The sequence below is a fragment of the Thermocoleostomius sinensis A174 genome (genome assembly GCF_026802175.1).
Classification (GTDB): domain Bacteria; phylum Cyanobacteriota; class Cyanobacteriia; order Elainellales; family Elainellaceae; genus Thermocoleostomius; species Thermocoleostomius sinensis.
The window spans coordinates 961,087-980,572 of record NZ_CP113797.1 but is presented as its reverse complement, the minus strand read 5'-3'; the positions used below and the strand labels follow the sequence as shown (position 1 = coordinate 980,572).

Annotated in this window: 18 protein-coding genes and 1 pseudogene; 3 read left to right on the top strand and 16 right to left on the bottom strand. The window is 48.5% G+C overall.

The annotated features are described in order from the left end of the window. From OXH18_RS04275 to OXH18_RS04255, 5 genes are all read right to left on the bottom strand, one after another. Window positions 1–210, bottom strand: coding sequence for a hypothetical protein (locus OXH18_RS04275; protein ID WP_268611181.1), 210 nt, complete (start codon window positions 208–210; stop codon window positions 1–3). An 83-nt stretch (window positions 211–293) separates the two neighbouring features. Then, window positions 294–629 carry a helix-turn-helix domain-containing protein gene (locus tag OXH18_RS04270; protein ID WP_268611180.1) on the bottom strand — a complete coding sequence of 112 codons (336 nt, stop codon included), beginning with the start codon at window positions 627–629 and terminating at the stop codon, window positions 294–296. Then, the gene (locus tag OXH18_RS04265; protein WP_268611179.1) at window positions 626–1,192 is read right to left on the bottom strand and encodes a hypothetical protein; all 567 of its coding nucleotides are present in this window, start codon (window positions 1,190–1,192) and stop codon (window positions 626–628) included. Before OXH18_RS04265 ends, OXH18_RS04270 begins: the two co-directional genes overlap by 4 nt. Window positions 1,193–1,328: 136 nt before the next feature. After that, window positions 1,329–2,249, bottom strand: coding sequence for a DUF5895 domain-containing protein (locus tag OXH18_RS04260; RefSeq protein ID WP_268611178.1), 921 nt, complete (start codon window positions 2,247–2,249; stop codon window positions 1,329–1,331). Window positions 2,250–2,335: 86 nt separating this feature from the next. Next, the gene (locus tag OXH18_RS04255; protein WP_268611177.1) at window positions 2,336–2,617 is read right to left on the bottom strand and encodes a hypothetical protein; all 282 of its coding nucleotides are present in this window, start codon (window positions 2,615–2,617) and stop codon (window positions 2,336–2,338) included. A 398-nt stretch (window positions 2,618–3,015) separates the two neighbouring features. Between OXH18_RS04255 and OXH18_RS04250 the strand changes: the two genes are divergently transcribed. Further along, window positions 3,016–3,393: a hypothetical protein gene (locus OXH18_RS04250; RefSeq protein ID WP_268611176.1), complete on the top strand. Its 378-nt coding sequence runs from the start codon at window positions 3,016–3,018 to the stop codon at window positions 3,391–3,393. Between the two features lie 67 nt (window positions 3,394–3,460). On the opposite strand, the gene OXH18_RS04245 is transcribed toward OXH18_RS04250, so the two are convergent. The 7 genes and pseudogenes from OXH18_RS04245 to OXH18_RS04210 form a co-directional block, all read right to left on the bottom strand. Beyond that, window positions 3,461–6,703: a helicase-related protein gene (locus OXH18_RS04245; protein WP_268611175.1), complete on the bottom strand. Its 3,243-nt coding sequence runs from the start codon at window positions 6,701–6,703 to the stop codon at window positions 3,461–3,463. Window positions 6,704–6,792: 89 nt separating this feature from the next. Then, entirely contained in the window at window positions 6,793–7,167 is a 375-nt protein-coding gene (locus tag OXH18_RS04240) for a hypothetical protein (RefSeq protein ID WP_268611174.1), read from the bottom strand. 17 nt (window positions 7,168–7,184) lie between these two features. Beyond that, on the bottom strand, window positions 7,185–7,817 hold the full coding sequence (locus OXH18_RS04235) for a PD-(D/E)XK nuclease family protein (RefSeq protein ID WP_268611173.1): 633 nt from the start codon (window positions 7,815–7,817) through the stop codon (window positions 7,185–7,187). Window positions 7,818–7,845: 28 nt separating this feature from the next. Next, the gene (locus OXH18_RS04230; RefSeq protein ID WP_268611172.1) at window positions 7,846–8,472 is read right to left on the bottom strand and encodes a hypothetical protein; all 627 of its coding nucleotides are present in this window, start codon (window positions 8,470–8,472) and stop codon (window positions 7,846–7,848) included. Window position 8,473: 1 nt separating this feature from the next. After that, window positions 8,474–11,316 (bottom strand): annotated as a pseudogene (locus tag OXH18_RS04225) (DUF1156 domain-containing protein). Between the two features lie 3 nt (window positions 11,317–11,319). Then, window positions 11,320–11,781 (bottom strand): hypothetical protein, encoded by a 462-nt coding sequence (locus OXH18_RS04215; RefSeq protein ID WP_268611169.1) that lies wholly within the window; start codon window positions 11,779–11,781, stop codon window positions 11,320–11,322. 115 nt (window positions 11,782–11,896) lie between these two features. Then, the gene (locus tag OXH18_RS04210) at window positions 11,897–13,051 is read right to left on the bottom strand and encodes an ImmA/IrrE family metallo-endopeptidase (RefSeq protein WP_268611168.1); all 1,155 of its coding nucleotides are present in this window, start codon (window positions 13,049–13,051) and stop codon (window positions 11,897–11,899) included. Between the two features lie 202 nt (window positions 13,052–13,253). On the opposite strand from OXH18_RS04210, the gene OXH18_RS04205 reads away from it, so the two are divergent. Both OXH18_RS04205 and OXH18_RS04200 read left to right on the top strand, forming a co-directional pair. Continuing rightward, the gene (locus OXH18_RS04205; protein ID WP_268611167.1) at window positions 13,254–13,442 is read left to right on the top strand and encodes a YjzC family protein; all 189 of its coding nucleotides are present in this window, start codon (window positions 13,254–13,256) and stop codon (window positions 13,440–13,442) included. 225 nt (window positions 13,443–13,667) lie between these two features. Then, on the top strand, window positions 13,668–13,829 hold the full coding sequence (locus OXH18_RS04200) for a hypothetical protein (RefSeq protein ID WP_268611166.1): 162 nt from the start codon (window positions 13,668–13,670) through the stop codon (window positions 13,827–13,829). A gap of 36 nt (window positions 13,830–13,865) precedes the next feature. Here OXH18_RS04200 and OXH18_RS04195 read toward each other — a convergent pair whose 3' ends face one another. The 4 genes from OXH18_RS04195 to OXH18_RS04180 all read right to left on the bottom strand — a co-directional run bounded on the left by OXH18_RS04195 (window position 13,866) and on the right by OXH18_RS04180 (window position 18,900). Next, complete coding sequence (locus tag OXH18_RS04195; RefSeq protein WP_268611165.1) at window positions 13,866–14,294, bottom strand: DUF7680 family protein; 429 nt, start codon at window positions 14,292–14,294, stop codon at window positions 13,866–13,868. Between the two features lie 49 nt (window positions 14,295–14,343). Then, window positions 14,344–17,562 (bottom strand): ATP-binding protein, encoded by a 3,219-nt coding sequence (locus OXH18_RS04190; RefSeq protein WP_268611164.1) that lies wholly within the window; start codon window positions 17,560–17,562, stop codon window positions 14,344–14,346. A 122-nt stretch (window positions 17,563–17,684) separates the two neighbouring features. Further along, window positions 17,685–18,155, bottom strand: a complete 471-nt coding sequence (locus OXH18_RS04185) for a hypothetical protein (protein ID WP_268611163.1) — start codon at window positions 18,153–18,155, stop codon at window positions 17,685–17,687. A 301-nt stretch (window positions 18,156–18,456) separates the two neighbouring features. Further along, window positions 18,457–18,900 carry a hypothetical protein gene (locus OXH18_RS04180; RefSeq protein WP_268611162.1) on the bottom strand — a complete coding sequence of 148 codons (444 nt, stop codon included), beginning with the start codon at window positions 18,898–18,900 and terminating at the stop codon, window positions 18,457–18,459. Window positions 18,901–19,486 lie beyond the last annotated feature (586 nt).

Sequence of the window (19,486 nt, the reverse complement as noted above, 5' to 3'; positions counted from 1 at the left end):
TTAATTCAAGGGTGACTGAGCAGGCGGATCGAACACTAGCTCGAATTGAGTCTTGGGCATAAATCGCCGCAATTTTCGCAAATGGTCTTCGCCATCGGAGCGATTGCGAAAACGAACCAGATCTGAGCGCTGGGCATTGGGCTGAATCAAAACGATCACCCAAGGACGAGCCTCGATCGCGCAAGTGGAAAGGGAAGGTTGAGCGTTCATAGAGCTGTAGAAAACACAACTTGCCAGCCTACTGGTAGCGTACCTGTCAAAGACAGCGCCACTGGCAATTGAAAAAATTCGACTTATGTGCTGGAAGAGTCTGGATTCTGTGGCTGGATACGTTGAGGAGAACCACACAAGCGATCGAATAGGTCTGGCGGAACTTCGTCATAGTGTTCCAATAAAAAGTCCATCAGCGCCAGATGTCGCAAATCATCAGAACTTGGGGCACGGTAGTGTTTGCCTTTGCCAAACCAGCGACGTACCGTGGAGGGAGAACGGGAACAAATGCTGGCGATCGCCTCATGGCTCACTTCCCGCTTGGCATAGAAGCGACGAGGAGAAAGTCCCAGTTGGCAGTTGGCATAGAGGTTGATTAGTGCCAGGTCGCGATCGCTCAAGGGACGAGGACGAGTCATGGGTATTTCTCCTCCTCCAGTGATTCCAAATCTTCTTCCCAAGCCGTATCAGCAAGGACTCCACTGGAAGTGTCTTTGAGCCAAATCAGATACTTCCACTCCCACTGCCCATGATGGGAAGCAAAGGCAAAAAATCGTCCAATGACGATACCACGATCGGTTTGGGAACAGTTTGGCAAGGATAGCCAGCACACCGAGTCGCCATCAAGAAATCGGGGGGCTGAGGTTTGGTGGGGAAAGCTTTTAGGGAGGACAAGCAGATGTTGCAGTGGTTTTAGCTCCAGCCTGGGTAAATCTGTGATTGTCCAAGCATCCGCATTTCTCACGACGTTGAGGTAGCCAGCCATCATCTTGCCATTGAGACTGACACAGAGTTGTTGGATGAGGAGGGTGGCGAGATGCTCTAGTTCCTGCTCCTCCAAATGCATCCGTCCCACATCGAAGTCTGGATCACAGAAGTTGCTCAGCGCCTCAATCAGCTCAGCGATGCCAAAATCGCAAAGGGCTTGCTGATAGCTGGCGGATGGGTGGGATCGATCGATGAAAAGCGGAGTGGATGTCATAGGTCAAACCTCTCAAGAGAAAACAGATTTCATTGCGGTAGAGCCGTTTGCGGTAGTTGAACTCGCTAGTTGAAGCTGCTTGGAACAAGAAACCCCCAAGCGGGAGAGCCTGGGGATAGACTACGGCTGCTAAACGCTAAATCTCCTCTGGATAGCCGTAGTCAAAGTCGTCAAAGTTCTCTTCATGCTCCTGATCGCTCTCCGCTTGGGCAGAGTGAGGGGAAGGTTGCCGCTGGGCTTGTGCCTCAAGCTCTCGTTCCGGGTTGCCAAAACCAGCCCACTCATCGAACTGGGTTAGAATCCGTTCCTTGAGTTCGGGTCTGTAGCCAATGAAGAAGGACTTCCAGTTCTCAACGGTTGGAACGCCATAGTCCGCCACAGAACAGACCCAGGATTTCTTCGACTGTCCCTTGAGTTCGGGCTGGACTCGAACGGCGAGAATGCTCAGTGCCATAAACCGATCGCCCCTCGGCTTCTTGGCTCCAGTAGCCGCACCATAGGCTTTGCTCATGTCGTTGCGGAATTGCTCCACCGTCTCGCCAAAGCTACCGGAGAACGAACCCTTGGTCGTCAGGAGTAGGGGCGAATCATGGAGCAAGCGCTTGTCTTTGCTGATGGCATAGACCAAATAGCGGGTCTTGAGAATCATGATGCTGCGATCGTATTGAGACTTGCGGTACACCCCGATGAACTCACTGTTATCGCGATCGAACATCATCAGCTTGGACTTGTGCAGGATCAAAAACCGCGCCAGTAAAGAGCGGTAGCCTTCTGCGATCGTGCCATTTTGAAACGTGGCTGTGTGGGGTGTCCACTCCTCAGTGGGAGTGAAATTCACCAACTCCTTGTTTTCAGTGGTGATGAAGAATCCAGATTGATCAGGGTCTTGAGAATTCAGCAGTTGCAGATAGGGCAGGGATTCTCGTTGGGCTTCAAACGCTTCTGAATCAAACTCATCGCGTTGGGGCAAAGGAGCAGTGGTGGAGGGTTGAATGGGTGTTGCGGGGCGCTGATGTCCATTCTGTTGAGCGTTGTCGTGAAGTGTTGTCGTTGCCATAGTGAGTGTCCTTGTAGATGTAGTGAGATAAAAGAAAAAGGGCTAAGATTCTGTTCTTAACCCCGTTGCAATCGAATATTCAAGGTCTAAAACTCGTAGTTGCTCTCGCCATCGGTGCCGTTGCCAATGCCATCGACAAAGCCAAAGGCAAACTTCTGATAGGGACTGCTCCAGCGGATCTCACCGATTCCCTGGTCTCTGGTACGGCGGATACCCTCGGCATACCCTAGAACGTAAGGCTCCTCGTTCCGCTGAGGTTTCGCTCCCATTGCCCCATCAGTTAAACCATCTAGGTAGAGATCCTGGCAGACTGCATCGGTCTTCGCTTCCGATTCGGCTCTGATACAATCAAGTTCAAATGGGGTCATAACAACCTCCTGTGTTGTTGTGAACAGGCAAACTGCCCTGGGGAAGTTGGTAGCTCGTCCAGGGCATTTGCGTTTTTAGGGCAGTTCAAACTATTGACACTCCTCGTGACGGCTGGCGGAGTTCCTATCGACCTGATAGCGGCTCTCCCAAGTGGGCGGCTTGCTCCGGATTCCAGTTCTGCGGTAACAGCAGGTTCCCCGTACTTTGTCGGCTCCGGCATCCATCTATCGCTTTATCTATATTATATGTGTATAATAGATAAAAGGGAAGGGTTTGCTTCTAAAAAACCAGTAATTTCACAATTCTTTATCGACTTTCTATATAGAAAATAGAGTGCTTGCTTGATCTGCTGAGGACAGAAGCTTAATGTAGAAAGCTCATCCTAATAGGCAATGTCATGACCCCCAAGCAAAAAGATCCGGATGATCGTCGAGGGAAGAAACCCCAAACGAATCCACGTTCCCTAGCAAACCTGACCCACGAGGGCAGGCCACTCGCGTATGACCAGCCGAAGAAAACTCGCGCTATTACTGTTACCGATGATGGTTGGAAAGGCTTTCAGACACTTGCGGATGGAGCACGGGGAACGGGTGCTAAGGGACTATCGGCTAGCGAACTAGTCGAGTCTTTGGGGCGAGGGGCGATCGATTTACGTCAACCCGTGAAGCAGCTCATGAGTCCTGAAACTTTGGCAAAACTGAATCTCACGCCAGTCGAAGTTCTGGAAATGCCATTGCTGGAATTGCTCGTCCGCATGGCTGATCTGGATAAGTGAATGTCAATGAGTAGAGCAGATGCGAACCTTGCTGGGTTTATTTTTTCCAGGTAGAAGGCGATCGGCTTTAGGGAAGGTCAGAGCTTGATGTCGGTGTGTAACAGATGATGTGCTGAAGCAATTCTTCAAATAACGGTTCACCAAAACTCATGAGTCGTAGTGAGGGAAACTCATCGAAGCGATCGGGGTAAAAGGTGACAGCGTAGGTTTGCTGCCTGTACATAAGTTTCCAAGTATTGGAGCTTTGTCGCTCAAAGACTGCTCCAACGGCTTGCGCCAGAGCCAAAGTGGTGAACAGGTGTTCGATCGCCTCAGGGGTTGTGGGTGTAGGAGGAATGGGTTCTCTGATTGCGGTCAGATCAGCCTCTACATCCATAACTACCATTTCATCCAAGGCAGGACGAAGGAGTGGGGTATCTAAAGTGTGATCAAATTCGGAGAGCAGGACATCTTCTTCTTGCGGATCAGCGCTCATGACCGCACGTTCTAGGAAGGTTGGCACTGTTGCCAGGATGGGTTGCAGGTTGCCAACAACCGTTGCAAAGGCATTGATGCGATCGCGCAGTTTCTTGTACACCTTTGCCTCTACTGTACCGTCGTAGTAAAAGTTATGAATTCTTACAGTAGTGTACCGCTGCCCAATTCGATCGATTCGTCCGATCCGCTGCTCGACTCGCATCGGGTTCCAGGGCATATCATAGTTGAACAGCACCCCACAGGTTTGCAAGTTTAAGCCTTCACTGGCAGATTCGGTGCATAGTAGAAGTTTAATGTCTCCTTCTCGGAAGCGATGTTTGATGTCTTCTTTGGGCACGGTCTGCCATTTCCCGTTTCGATACAGTTCGCCACTGCGACCAGAGTAGCAGGCAATTAAGCTACCGAAACTAGAACTGAGAAAGTCCCGCAAGTAGTCCATTGTGTCGGTGTATTGGGTGAAAACGATCGCACTTTCTCGTTCGTTCAATTCTCGCCGTAGCATGGTGATGAAGCGGGCACATTTGGTATCTTCTCCGGTGTTGTCAAACTGACGCAGTAGGTCTTCAAGATATTGAATTTCTTTTGGGTCAATCGGTTCCAGATAAGACTCTAATCCTTCAATGACGGCATCCTCTGCATCATCCAGTTCCGTAAGATCATCAGCGGTGAGTCCGTTCCCTTGTTGAGTGAGTAGCGCATCTAGACGGCGTTGCAAAGATTGTTGCACGGCGTAGAAAGAACTGGTCAGGCGTTTGCGGTAGAGGGTCATGAGAAAGCCCAACGCTTTGCGATTCTCTTTCTGTGCCAATCGATAGAAGTGACGAACGTAATCACTGACAGCGCGGTAAAGTGTTGCTTCTCGGTTGGGTTCCAGCACAATTGCGTTGTCCCACACTTCCCGCACAGGAATATCGCGCTCTAGCAGTCCCCGACGATAGTATTGCCGCAGGGTATCGCGGGTGTGGCGAAACATTTTGTCCTTCAGTGGGGTGTTGGTGGTCAGGTATTGGCGGGAGGTTGCGAGAAACGGTTCATCTTCAAGTAGCTGTTTACTATTGATGATTTTTCGTCCGTCTTTCCAAATGTCTTGCAGGCGATAGGTCAGCAGACGGTCTTTCTTTTCTAAATGCTGTTGTAATCGAGGACAGGCTTGACCACCAAGAGCAAAATAATCCGTAGACATTTGCTGCCAGAACTCTAGAATGAAACGGTCGGGTTTATCGGTCAGGGCAGCAAAGTAGTTGCAGAAGTTGTCGCTGTACTGCCAGTGTCCTTCTAGTCCTAACAGGCTGAGTAGATCAAAGACTTCGATCGAATCAATTTGCATGGGAGTGGCGGAGAGGAGCAGTAATGCTTTCGTTCTTTTCCGCAGTTGGCGCATCAGTTCGAGTAGGCGGTTGGGAGTGTCTTTTCGAGCTTGAGGACTTTTGCGGCGGGCATGATGGGCTTCATCAAGAACAATGAGATCCCAAGGTTCGGCTTGGAGGAGTTCTTGCATCCGCTCTTTGCGACGAATGAGATGGCTGGATGCAAGAATCAGATTTTGGGTATTCCAGATATTGTCATTTGTCACTTGACCTTGGCTATCTGCAAACGACAAATGACGATTGACGATTGACGAATAACCGTAAGGATCTTTCAGTTCACCTTGAATCAACGACCAGAAATGGAGATTAAATTTCTCTCGTAATTCAGTTTGCCATTGAGGTTGAACGCTAGCAGGAGCCAAGACTAATACTCGTTTGACCTTTTGGGCAAGCAGCAGGTAGCGGAGAATTAGCCCAGTTTCGATCGTCTTTCCTAAACCAACCTCATCGGCAATCAGATAGCTACGAGGAAAGTCTTGAGCAACACGACGAAGAATTTTGAGTTGATGGGGCCATGGGTTGACGGGTATAGATTTGATTGAGAAATCAAGGCAGCCTGCTTCTTGATGAAGGTTGGCAAGTTTCACGAAAGCTGAATGCTCCCGTTCCCAGTCCTCAGAGGACATGGCGACAGGGAGACACGGAGACGCGGGGATCTGCTCTTCCTCACTCTCAGTGTCCTTTGCGCTCCCCTTCTCCACGTCCTTCAAAGGGCGGGTATCAAATTCGACTTGTTGGTTCCAAGTAGGCTGAGTAGAGGGGGTGTAACGTAGGAGCTTATGTTTGACGGCTTCAGGCACTTCAAACACTCGCACACCTGGCATCTGATTCGTCCAAAGTTTCTCGAACCGGATAATCTCAAGCTGCACCCGTTCTAGATCTCGCCCACCTTCCCAAGCGAGATAGACGTGGAAAGACTCAATGTTCGCTTGCCAGCCGCCGATCGACTCGTTATTAGAGCCACTGAAGGCAAGCTGATCACCGTTTGCGTCGGTAATGATGCCAACCTTTTCGTGGAAGATACGGTTAGGATCAAGTTGGCGTTCGCTCTCTTCGGGTGTCCCGTCTGACTTGAGGGAAATGGCGATGCGAATATCGAGGTATTGATTCTGAATTAGCCAACTGAGAATCTCGAAATGTTTGAGTTGGGCAAAGTTTTTAGGTGGCTGAAGATCGGCATCCAGTCGTTGAGTCAGTACCTCTCGCAATTGGTATCCCTGCTTGATTGCCTGCAAATCTTCCGGGCTGAACTGGCAACCCATAACTAGCCGTATCTGTCCCTGGTTTTGCAACATGGCTCCCAGTCCTCGTGCTACTTTGCTGAGAATGGTGCTGTTGAAGAAGCCAGATTTGCGATCGTACTGAATCGCACATTCCAACGCAGGAATGTAGAAGTCCGCGACGGGATTGTTTTCGTCGTTCGAGTAGCTGATTTTCCAGGGGTGATTACGCAGGAGATAGGGCATAGCCTAGGCACAATTGGGGAAATTAATCATCACGGAGTGACCTCAGACAGAATCACAATAGGGAGATTCGACAGACTTTTGAATTGCCGTCAAGATTCCCATGCATCACGTTCCTGACGAATGAACTGATCAACGTCTTCGGGAGTAGCAAAACTGCCTTTGGCAGATCCAATGAAGCTGGTCAAAGGGCGCTGATCGCCATCAGCTAGCTCGTCACGACTGCCGTAGTAGAGTTCCAGCATTTCTCGTTCTTCCGCTTCCATTTTGGCGATTGTTGTCGCTAAGTCTTTGAGATCTGCTTGATCTTTAGGTGAGTTGAAAAACTCTTGAATTCTTCTCTGAAGTTGCTCAGGTGTTAACAACTGGCGATCGTCAATCTCAACAGAAACCTCTGTGCCATCGGGAATATCGATCGCCTCAACTAATTCAATAATTTGTCCACGCTTAATGCCTCTGACTTTCATATAATTTCTCCTGCAATTTAACTCACCACTAAACGACCTAGATGTCGCAGAATTTTCAAGACTTCGCCAAGTGTGTTGCGATACTGCGATCGCGTTGAGAACACATCAGAGGTTCCATATTGTTTGCCTGAAGTTTTAACAAACAAATGGCTGCTTCCGTTGGTGATCATGCCGTAGAGAACTTGTTCGAGCTTTGGATTTGCTGCCATGTAAGCTAAGGTTTGAGGAAGTGCCAATTCCAAATCAAACGTTGTTTTCTCTGATTCAATTCGAACAATCCACAGCTTATTTTGCAGCACCAGGGCATCAATCCGACCTCGTAAAACTTCATCGTCATCACCCAGCGCTTCAATTTCGACGGGTACTTCTGCCCGAAATCGGTAGGGAGCTTGGTAGAAGCCAGCAAGTTCCAGTACGGGAGAAAGAACAACCATCTTAATCGTTTCTTCTAGAAGAATCCCTTCTGAGACTTGATAAAGATAATTAGAACGTATCTGGTCAACACGAGTTTGTTCGTATTCCGTTAATTGAGGTTGTTCATCCATCCATTCAGTAAAAAACTCACGGGCATCACTCAGGGTTAACCCTAATTTTTCTTCAACCTGTCGAAATGTTGTAATGCCTTCTGCGATCGCAATGATATTAGTCATGTGAAGTCTCAGATAGTAAAGTCAGTTTTTACGGCGTGATGTCTTGAAGCAAGTTTTGCTCACAACGTTCAAAAATGTGGCGTAATCGCCCAAGTAAAAGATCCATGTCGCCAACCGAATAAACTGGGGTTTCGTAAACCTCTCCAGTGATAGTCAGTCGATAGAATCGCCAACCTTCGCCATTGGTGACGATTCCAAACACATCAATTTCATGATTGGCTTGACGGTTCTGCCATTGACAGACTTGCATCTCAACCAGGCATCGAGCTAAACCCTGCTCAAAGTCATCCTGATAGGCTTCAGCAATAGAAAGAAGAAAGGGGGGTTCTAAGCCACTTTTCTTTGAAGTAAACAAATATTGAAGCTTGCAGCGTAAGTCGTTGCTCTTTAGGACTGCACCCTTCCAACATTTAAGACTAGTGAACCCCGATAGTGCCTCCTGGCAGATTGCATCAATGAAGGGTTGTTTTGCCTCTCTTCCTTCATGAAGGCTAAAACACTGCAAGCGATCGAGATATTGCCAAAAGAAATCAGTAGGAGTGATTGCCGAACAATCAATCTTCCAGGGAATGAGGCGAGTGAGTTGAAGCCGCTCAAATGCCTCTTTCAGATTGACCTGAGAAAAATCTCTTTTTTGAAATACAGGAGATTTCATCTTAGGTATCCTCCGCGATCGCATCAAAATTCAGGGTTTGCTGCCCGTACCCTAAGTCTAGTTCGGGCTGAACGTAGACGACTTTGGCTTTGATCTCATCCATTGCCAACCACAAATCCGCGAGAGCTTTTTCTTCGGGGATACGTTTGCGTTCGTCGCCGATACGGGGGATGACTTTGAGGGCGACTTCCCACGATCGCATAAATAAGTCATTACTCAGTAACCCAGTTGATTTGAGGAAGCGGCGGACGGGTTCGATCGCCTGTTCTTCCAGGTACAGAGTGATGATGGCGTGGAGGGCATCAATGAGATAGCGGGCGGAAAATTCTTCTTCGACCAGGGAGAAGGCGCGTTTTTTGTGGCGTTGTTGGGGGGTGAGGAATTTGCAGGTGCCGCTGGTGGAGTCGAGCAGTTTGTAGGTTTTTGCCAGGTCTGCGACGTTGAAGCCTCCGACTGCCAAGGCAAGCTGACGGGCATCATCGAAGGGGAATTCGCGGGCGCGGAAGGCATCCCAGGCGAGCATATACCAGGTGGTGAGGGGGTCGAATCCAGCGGTGTCGGTTTGGGCGAGTTTGCGGAAGCGGTAGTTGGCAATGGCGCGACGGGCTTCGGCAAAGGCTTCTTCGGGGCGGACTTCGTTACCGGAGGAGTCGAGGATGGGATAGTTGCGGGAGAAGACGTTGAGGGCGGGACCGAAAGCACTCAGGTAGAGGTCGATGCCCGTGATGTCGTTGGCTTCAAATTCGGGGGCGCGTTGTTCGACGAGGTTGGCGACATCGGGGCGGAGGTCATCCCACCAGGCTTGTCCGGCGTTGGGGGCGCGTTTGCGGCAGACGAGGAGGACGGTGCTAGAGACAGAGTTTTTCTGTGCCTGGTGCAGGTTTTGTGGGTTTTCGGTGCTGACTGCCCAGGATGCGGTGATTTCAAACCCGGCATCAATCAGGGATTTGGCGAGAACATCCCATGCGCCGGAGTCTTTATGGTTGAACTGGACGGTCATCACGCCATCGTCGCGCAGGACTCGGTAGTATTCGGCAAAGGCGAGTGCCATTTTTGCTTCATAGTCCTGATTGGCAAGTTCTTCGGGCGAGGCTCCCATGTTGCGGAATCGTCCAGGGTTGGCGATCGCTTCATTATCTTTATCAGTTAATTCATTGAAAAATAGATTTGGAAAAATATCTAACAGATTTGCTCTCAGCCAGACATAGAAGAAATCAGAAATTTCACCATACCTAATTGCGTCATAGTAAGGAGGATCAGTTACAACTACATCAATAGATTTGTTAGCAATATGAATTAAGCTATCAGCAGACGCTAGAGAAACCTGAATATCAACAGCAGAGTCTTTATCAACAAGAATATTAAACTGACTACTGACATCTAATAAAGAGCATAGATCACTATATTCATTTCTTATGCTCTGAGAATACGATTGCCACAATCTAGAGCTTCCTGTAGTTTCATAATAATTCCACATTAAGTTCAGGGAATGCTGTGCCAAAGCACCATGAAAAGACATATTAGAAGCAGAACTCCAATGTCCCAAACGAGAATTGCGGTCAACGCAACGATCAAAAGCAAGGGCTAAATAGGCTAACAAAACCTGAGCTACTCCAGATTCATAACTTTTTTGAATTTCTTCCTTTGCTTCGTTAATAAGCTCTACATAGGTTGCTAATGTCAGAAGTTGGCGGTCATTGAATAATTTCTGCCAATGGTAGATTCCATAGAGATACATATCTGTACCCCTGTGAGTATTAGAAGGAATTTCCTGGGTAGGAATGAAACCAGATAACTCCCACTCAATCCTTTTTTTAGATAGAGACTCTTCAGCTTTTTGGATACCTTCAAAATCTAGGTCTACGGGAATTCTAAATTGAAGAGACCCATTACTCTTCTTAAAAGCTACTGCATATAATTGATCACCCAACCCGCAAGACTGAGCAAATGATTTAATAGCCTCGTCCTCAATAATATTTCCACAGTTCAAACATCTTCCAGTACCTCGACTAATTGTTGCTTGTGTTAATGGATCATATTCTCCAGTAGATGTTTGTATGGTTGTTGCTGAACCCTTTTTACCTCGAATCATTTCAAAACAAACTCGTTTGTTTTCTAGATCAGAAATGGGGTAAACAGCACACCATTCACCTTTTTTTGCAGAGGCAGGAGATTTATCAACCCACCAGGTAGGACTTAAAGGAACAACAGACTGACAGTTAGGACACATGACTGTATGTGCCCAGAAGTAAGCTTGAACTTTCTCCCCTGGCAATGATGGAAAAAACGGGGCAAGACGTTTTTCTGCCTCATCCCCCACCCACTTCACCCACTTATCAATCTCCACCTGAAGATCTGCCCCAAACTTCAGCGGATACTCGATCGCCGCCTTCATTGTCACCACTGCCACCGGGTTCAGATCCGAAGCCAGCACATTCAACCCATACCGCGCCGCCTCAAACGGAATGCTGCCGCCCCCCGCAAACGCATCCAACACCGTTGGCGTTTTCGTGCCCCACATTTGCTCACAGAGTTCCTGCACCTTCTGGATGCGATCGGGCGAAGGCGGAGTCTTATACAGCTTCGTCGTCTTGTCCTGCATTCCCGCCACCCGACGATTCAGCCCCAGCAGATACTCAAACTCCTCGATCGTCACATCCGCAGAGGTAGCAGCGATCCCAACACACTCGCTCGACTAAACGACAACGGCTTCCGTGAATACCACCGATGCAAGCCTTTGAAGGGATTGCCCCCATGCTCGTAATACACCTGCTCATTCAGCAGCGTCACAGGCATAATTTTTTCGATGAAGACGGGTTTGCGTTTGGGAGTGGAGTCAGTCATGGGTCAGTTATCCCTTGTTTGTTGCCGATTGAGATAGCCAGAAATACCGTTTTCGTAGGGGAGAGGCGAGCGATAGCCTTCATCAATCATTCGAGCATGGAGTGCATCCGCCTCGGTTAACCGAACAACTCCTTGCTGAGCCGCCTTGATCAGAATGCCCAAGCTTCCCGTAAGGCGAATACTTCGCTCTTGAGCAAATCTTCTTGCTGCACCGTCATCCGTTGCCAATACCCAACCACGAGTACGAGCGATCGCCATTGCCTCTGCTTCTCCTGCCCCAAACCGTTGACCATACTCCAAAGCCAGTCTCAACTCTAAAACTTCATCACTGGGATCTACATCATTATCCGGAAATTGTAGCCAACCTGCTTCGATCGCCTGATTAACTGCCTGTAGTCGGGTTCTACTCCGCAGTTGAGGATATTTCCAACCACTTTCTATCCCTGCTTGAATTTCCTGCAACACCGCTCTACAAATAAAGGCTCTACCTTCGTAGAGCCTCCGTAATATTTCAAAAGACTGCGCCAGAGCAAAGTTGCTCAGGACAGTGTTATCAAAAATGATGGGTGACGATTCAGGTTCAGGCGTTCTCGATGTCACGGAACAAATCATCCTCACTGCTCACACCTAGATCAATTGGCACGCCACGTTTCTCTAATTGCGCCTTTGCCTCCTCGATCGGTACGTCTAACAATTCTGCCAACTTACCCAAACTAATCTGCCCCAGGCTATATGCTTCAAATGCCATGTCCACATACTCCACAGGAAATTGATTGATTTCAAAGCGTGGAATAGTACGCCCTATCTGAACGAGTAGATTGGTCACTTTTGCTTTTTCTAATTGCTTACGAGTCTCTGCATCAATCAGTTCCACCCCCTTACTCGACATCCGATTCAACATCGCTGTATAACTCACACCAAAGTCAAGCGCCAAGTTCATCACAGTTTCAGGCGTAATCACCCCTTCACCCTGCTCCAGATATCTCTGTAGACGAGGAACCAAAGCTTCTTCTGGCATCAAAAAATTGGCGGCAAACCATTGAGCAAAATACTCCTCAGGCTTACGATAATGCCTGCTGGGATCACAAGTAATCCCCTTCTGCTGCCGATGAATCAGGTCGTGGCAATACTCATGAGCCAATACAAAGTTGACCATATTGGCTGAATAGTCTCTCAGATTGCGTTTAACCAGGACAAATGAACCAAGCGTTGGCGAAAAAATAAAACATCCTCCGAGCTTTGGTGTGACCAGCTCCCATCCCATGACTCTCACACCCTGGCTTTGCAGGATGCTCCGCATATCCTGGATAGGACTAGAAAGCGGCAATCCTAACCGAGCACGTTCCTGATTTGCCATCCATCTTGCAGCCGCTGGAGTCGGCTTGTAGACGTTATAACGCGGCTGAGTAGAACATTGACCTGGCATTCGGTTTAGCATTCGAGCAAGATGCACGAACTCTCGATGAAACTGTGCGAATCGTTCGATTTGAGAACGATCCTGTGAAATATCTACAACCTGATTGGCGCTGAAAAGAATCTGGGTTGGATCTTCGTCATCTAAAGACTGAGCCTTAACTGTAGCTGTTTCATCATCCAGGAAGAAGGCAACGCTCCTACCAACTAACTGAGAAAAAGAACGAAGCTCTAGACTATCTACCTTCCGTTTGCCGCTTTCAATTAACGACACAGCAGAACGAGTCAATCCAAGATGCTGTGCCACAACATCTTGAGACAAGGTAGCCTCCTCTCTAGCTTGGCGAATCCGGCGACCTAGTTCTGCATAATTCATGACCCTCCTGACTTTCGATAATCAAACGCATCCAAAACCATCCTATCCGAATTTGACAACTTTTCTTTTTTCTATGCTAGCGTATGAATATCGAACGAGACAAAATTTGTTTAGTTTGATAACTTACTCTCAATTTAGGAGAATTACGATGCCTGAAGAACTGAAGCGTCCTGGCGAAATTGCTCAACGCTCCGGGCAATACGAGATTACGGGTTCCCGTGGTGGTGGCACCGGAGAGGAAAGGACGGTCACTAAGGGTGAACCTTTGCCTCCCACTCCACAGGCAGGTCAACGTTACCGTCTCGTTGATCCAACAAAACACAAAGGCTCTAAATAGCTCAGATTGGATTATTGGTCGGTGGAGGAGTGGCATCAACTTTTTGAACTCGTGCCACTCCTCTACTCAATAGTCGTCAAAAGTTTCCAGCCGCCACTATGGAATGTTTTTGTCAAGGAGGTATGAATGAAATTTCAAGGTGCGATGCTTAAAGAGCAAGGGGTTACTTTTGCTATCGTGATCGTTAAAAGACACATCCTTAATCAATCATCTGAGGCAGAGCGGATGGTTCGATCCTTTCAACCCTATTTCCCAGGAATACCCATAGTGCTGATGGCACAGGATTCCGTGGGAATTCCAACCTACTACGGACGTAAAGACATTACTCGTTTTCTGGCAAGAGTGCCAATTCACGCTATTCCCTGGAAAGAATATGCCATTCGTTGAAGTCTACTTGGACAGAATACGACGGTAGTTGATGGCTCAATCTCCTAGCAATACCCGAATTGCTCTTAATGCTTGGCTCCGCTTGCCATTCGATACCTTCGCAAACCAATAGTGCGATTCCTCATTGCTCATCGATCGCACCCCAGCAGCAATATTGGCAATTCGCTCAGGCTTCGAGAGTGGTTGCAAGGTCTGAAACAGTAAAGCCAAATTCACCCCCGATTCCTCACTCAGGGTATAAGGGGTCTGTCGGGAACTGGTCAACGTTTTTGGATCATAGCCGTTTGTTTTTAAGCAGTCATAAACTGCCTGTCGTGCCTGTACTAATGCCTGCCCCCTCAGTCGCCCAATCCGCTTCGCCGCAGGGCGCTTCTTCTCGCCTGCCTTCTTATAGGCACACTGATACAACTCCAGGGCAAAGTTGTTATTGTCAGTTGGAACAACGCGAAGCTGAAATTCCTGCATAGACGGGAGGCAACACAACAGACAGACAATGGGCAGTAGCCCTACAGAACTAATATGTTACTCGTGCTATCAAGTTTACGCGATCGACTGGATTTCGACTCAATGTTTGAGCGATCGCTCGAATTTCCTGCCCTTCTGGCTCCACAGGGGATGGAAACTCCACTACTAGCTTCAGCATGACATTTGCCTGCACATCGGGACTGCTCAACAAAGCATTGGTCGGAGTCAAAAAACTCTGAAAGCCTCGCATCGTTCCCTGATACTCCAGCCGGACAAACTGATCTCCGGTTTGAATTGTGACGGTTTGATCAATCTGGATGGGGAATTTTGCTAGTAAAGGCAGGGCGGTTGTGAGCTTCCGGTAATCCATCACCTGACTGACCGAGAGTTCTAACGCCGTAATCCCCTTGACCTTGTGATCGTGGACACGATCGCCTAATCCGCTAAACACACTGTTCGGGGTTCCTTCCAAATCAAACTGCTCTGGCTTGATGGCGAAAAGGGTGGAACCGTTGCTAACCGTTGGACTACCACCCGTGCCGCCGTTGTTATAAACCACAACCTTTGCCATTGTCTCTGCTTGTGCGGTTTCACCATTGCCGTAGTCTGCCACAACCCGAAACACAGTGGTTTGAGCGATCGTCCCTTCGTACTCATCAGAAGGTCGGTAAGCTTGCCCCAACAAGTTACCATCCTGGTACAAACTAACGGTCAGTGCTCCCTGTGCCCGCCAACGTACTCGCACAGGTTTGGTCGCTTCGGTACTGGGCATCACCTGGGCACTCAATTCAATTTCCCTCGGTTTGGGAGGTTCCAAAATACCGCGACGGTACAGCACCATGCGCTCGGAAAATTCGATCGTCTCTGGCAATGCAGGCAAGCCTTCATCCGTTTTGATGAACACCCGCTCACCGACTTTCAAATCCCATTGCCCCGTCTGCAAACCCTGCCGAATCGTATCTCGTAGTCTTGAGATTTCGGCATCCAGCAAAATATTCAACCCCAAATCTTTGGCAAACGCCTCCCGCAGTGCCTTTGTCGTCCAGGAGTCCAATCCAGACGGCCAAACCTTTTGCAGCACATAGGCAGGAGCAAAAGGCAGGGCATCCTCCGAGCGCACCTTCTGGCAATCCTTCAGGGCTTTCAGGATCACTTCTTGCTGGTTATTCTTGCCCTTCACATCTCCAACATCTTGAGCTGGAAGGGGATAGTGCATCAGTCCCTTTGCTGCTTTAACCGGATCATTGGACGGGTAGAACAAATGGCGATAAGCATTCGTAAGCGACACTCGCACGCTCAGATCCATGCTGCCCGCTTTATCCTTAAGCTGCTTCTGCTGGCTTTCTGAGAGGTCTTCTAGTCGATTGGCAGAGTTGAGGATGTTCTTAACGGCGCGGTACTCCCTGGCATTCTCGATCGCCCGTTCCAACTCATACCGATTCGCCACCAGAAACAGCAGCCGATTGCGAAACGTGCGAAACTTGCCAGAATCTCCGGTGTTATTGAAGATGCGCTCTACGACTCCAGGTGGTTCATCGGTGGAACTCTTGACGGTATCCTCGTCAAAGTCAATCAGACAAAGCGCAACGGGTTCAGCCACATCATCCACATCTCCTGGACTCTCTGGAGCCGGAATGAGCTTGAAGAACTTATCAGCAAAGATGGTGTCACGGCGCGATCGCAAGTCATCCTTTGCCTCACTGCGCCCGACTTGCTCCTTTTCTTCAGCAATAATTTTGTTGATCGAAGGTTCTTCCTTGAAGCGGGCGATCGAAGTCACCGGGTCATTGTCCAGATACCAGGCCACAGAACTGAGCCGCTCCAAAGCGATATCCATAAACCCAACTTCAACTCCTGGTATCAGCAGGGACAAGTTCAATTCAGGACGGCGAATCCCAGCCGTAATTCCCTGGTTGATCGAGTGCAAGAAAATCGTTCTGCTCACCCAACTAGAGAAAGGAGGTTTGCCTGCCGCCAACCATTCCTGATCCTGAAGTTGAGCGTGGGCCTCTCGTCCATCTGGATTGTAAATATCTGCTTGAATGGGCAACCGCATCAAAGGACGCTCCAAGCGAGAGGTTAAGTCGCTCGTGATCTCCTCGTCAACTCCAACCGGCAAACAATGAGGATGAATCAACGGAGTCCACACAGATGGGTCTCTCCAGAGAAAGCGGGCAACTCTGGCAAACAGTCTCAAAGCCCCTCTCGTGCGCTGGAAGTTGGGGATGGATGCAATCTTCTTCGTCAGCAGGCTGAATAGCTCTGGGTGAAAGGGGTAACTGTCCTGAATCACCTGAGCGTAATGACTATCCTTGCAACCATCTGGCAACGTGAGGCGACTGGCTCGATAGGTTCCCAGGTATTCCCGTGCCGCTGCTTCTGCTGCTTTATCGTTAACGCTGCTGAAAATTCGTTGCTTGACGATGTTGTAAATTTCTACGTCTGTACTCGGACTAAGGACACGCTCCTGCCGAGCAGAGGCTTGAATGGCTTCTCGAATCTCGATCGTTTCTTCTCCAAAACTATCGGAGGACGAAGCCAGGGCATAGACAAAAACCAGGTTGTTGCAAGCTGCCGCCAGATCCATCAGCGAGAACAAAAAGGCGACGACCTGGGCTGCCAAGTCGCTATTTCCCACCGGGGTTGCTTTTGCGGCACGTAAATGGCGAGCAATCTCATCGAGCACAATCAGAGTTGGTTGTCCTTTTGTCAATCGTTCCAATACAACGGTGCCAGGGCTGACCCGTTTCTCGTCCGATCCCCGCAACAGGCTATAGCCCTCAACTCCACCAATTTGATAGGCAATCTCACCCCACAGCGTATAAGTTGTGATGCCGGTTTCAGAGTGATAAACTCCATTCACGGGGTCAAGATCCTGACAGGCGATCGCCGCGACTTGAATCGGATGGTCTGGAATCCAATGCAAATGCTCGACAAAGCGCTCTAATCCTGCAATGTGCCGTCCATGCTTGGCAATGTGCCACAGCGCAATTTCATCATGGGTTTTCCCACCCCCAAAGCTAGTCTCCAAGCGGATGATCGGGGAACCAACGGATGCTCCCATCAACCGACCAAACACCTCTGAAATCAAGGTTTTTAAGCCATCGGTGGGGAACGTATTGGCAAAGAAGACTTGAGGATCTTGATAAACTTTGGGAGCACTCCCCTCCACAACCAGTCGGAGTTTCGCGGCAAAGAGATCAAGCGACAATTCTCCAGCCAGAATCTCTTCTCTGGGAATACAGGTATCAAAAATAGACGGCAGCAAGATGCTTAAACTCCTTCAAAAATCGGGTAGGGAAGATAGGTCTAGAATTTCCACTATCTTGGCATTCAACCCGATCGCGTGTCATGCCTATGCTGTTGGAGAAGTTTGACTAACTCACTCTGTTATTCTGGTGGTTCTGTACGAATCTGACACGAATACCCTTCATCCGCTCGCATCCAGACCCGGTATAGTATTCTCTGTTGCCCATTACCCAGTTCAACTGTTAGCCGCTCCCAAGTTTGCGATCGATCACTTCCTTGGCTGGATGGCACCACCAACTCTATGTTGAAGATACGTTGCACCTGTGCTAGCAGTGTCCATTCACATTGAGGGGCTAGAGAATTACTTTCCCAAACGTCGGTAATCAACTCTACTGCATCTGGAGACAATCCTTCAGGCTGGAGCGATTCTGGTAGCCCGATCGCTATTGTCAACAACTCATCCGACCACCATGCCCACCACTCAGTGCGATGAATCAGTTCCGCGTCAGCAGTGTAACGAATCTCTGCGATCGGCGTTTGGTCGAGACCTGCTAACCTGACTACCTCATCCCAATCGACTGCCACATAGCGCCTAGTCAAATATCGACCCATCGTAGTTTAAAATCCGAACGGTCGAAGACAAGCAAAACGGAATTCTTAACAACTTGCTTGAAAAGCAAAGTTCTCAAGCCCCAAGCTGTATCAATTGCTAAACACAGCGATATTGTCAAACTGTACTTGTCTTAAATTGCAAACATCAGGCAATCCGCTCTGCGACGGAGCTAAATTACCTCAGTCAGTAGTTCACAGATGAATGAGACTTTGAGTATCAGTAGTTTTCATTTGTCTATTGATACATTAAGATTCTTAACTATCCGGAATATTTGTTGAAAAAGATTAAGCAATTTCAAGATTAAGGCAACTCGTTGCTGCCCTCAATGTCTGCTTCCATTCGATCGATCGCCCGTTCATACACTCGCAGTCCTAACAATATGAGCCGAACGAGCATCTGATCGGGATGTCGTTGACTGGCTTCTGCCAACTCCACAATCCGAGCCGTTGGAATATGATCATTGAACAACACCAGGCTGCTCTCTAGTTCATGCATCAGGCTACGACGATGTTTCTGAGCATTCTCCCGCAATTGCTCACCCACCGGAGAAGTCAGCAGGAACTCTAATACCTCAGCCACAAAGGGCGATCGTTTTTTATCCTCCGCCACCGATTGGGCTTCGATCGCAGCTAACAGATCCGTACTCATATAAAAAGTAGGACGACAAGCCCCTTCTGGGTTCTCATCTTGTCCTGGCTTGGGATTGGAAGGTGCTCCTCCATCTTTACTCTTGGAGCTTGACATCTAGCCGAATATCCATCAGTGCAACTGATGTCATCGTAAATCTCGTTGCTGGGGAAGTAAATAACGTGATAGCGATTTTATAGAAACCCTATGGTGCGTGGATTGGAAGCTAAGGTCACTTTATATTGACTTTATTGTAGGATTGTCCTACTTCGTAGGATAAAGATGCCAGCTTGGTTACACCAGAAGACTTCAAGATTAAACTTGCTGCTTGGCATACTCGATCCGTTTGTTCCCCATAAACTCGGAATGAGGAAGCTATATTCCAAGCCATGACTGATGCTGTAACCCACAGGTTAGCTCATAGACTTTAAGAAAGTACACCGAATTCCTAAGTAAGTTTAAAGTCTCTTGCGGGTTGCTGCAAATTGTTGGACTATTACCTTAAGTACAACATAAATAGCTTTTCGTAGGACATTGATTTTTGCTCCTACTGCTTCAAGGGTTACGACTAGGATTCTCGTGATTCTATCTTTTCTCTGCATCCTCATTTGACTGATTTCGTTTAGGGCGCAATCTACCACCTTTTAAGTATCTGAGTATTTGAAGGGGTAGCAGCTATGCAGGTTATCTTGAGTGTTCCGGT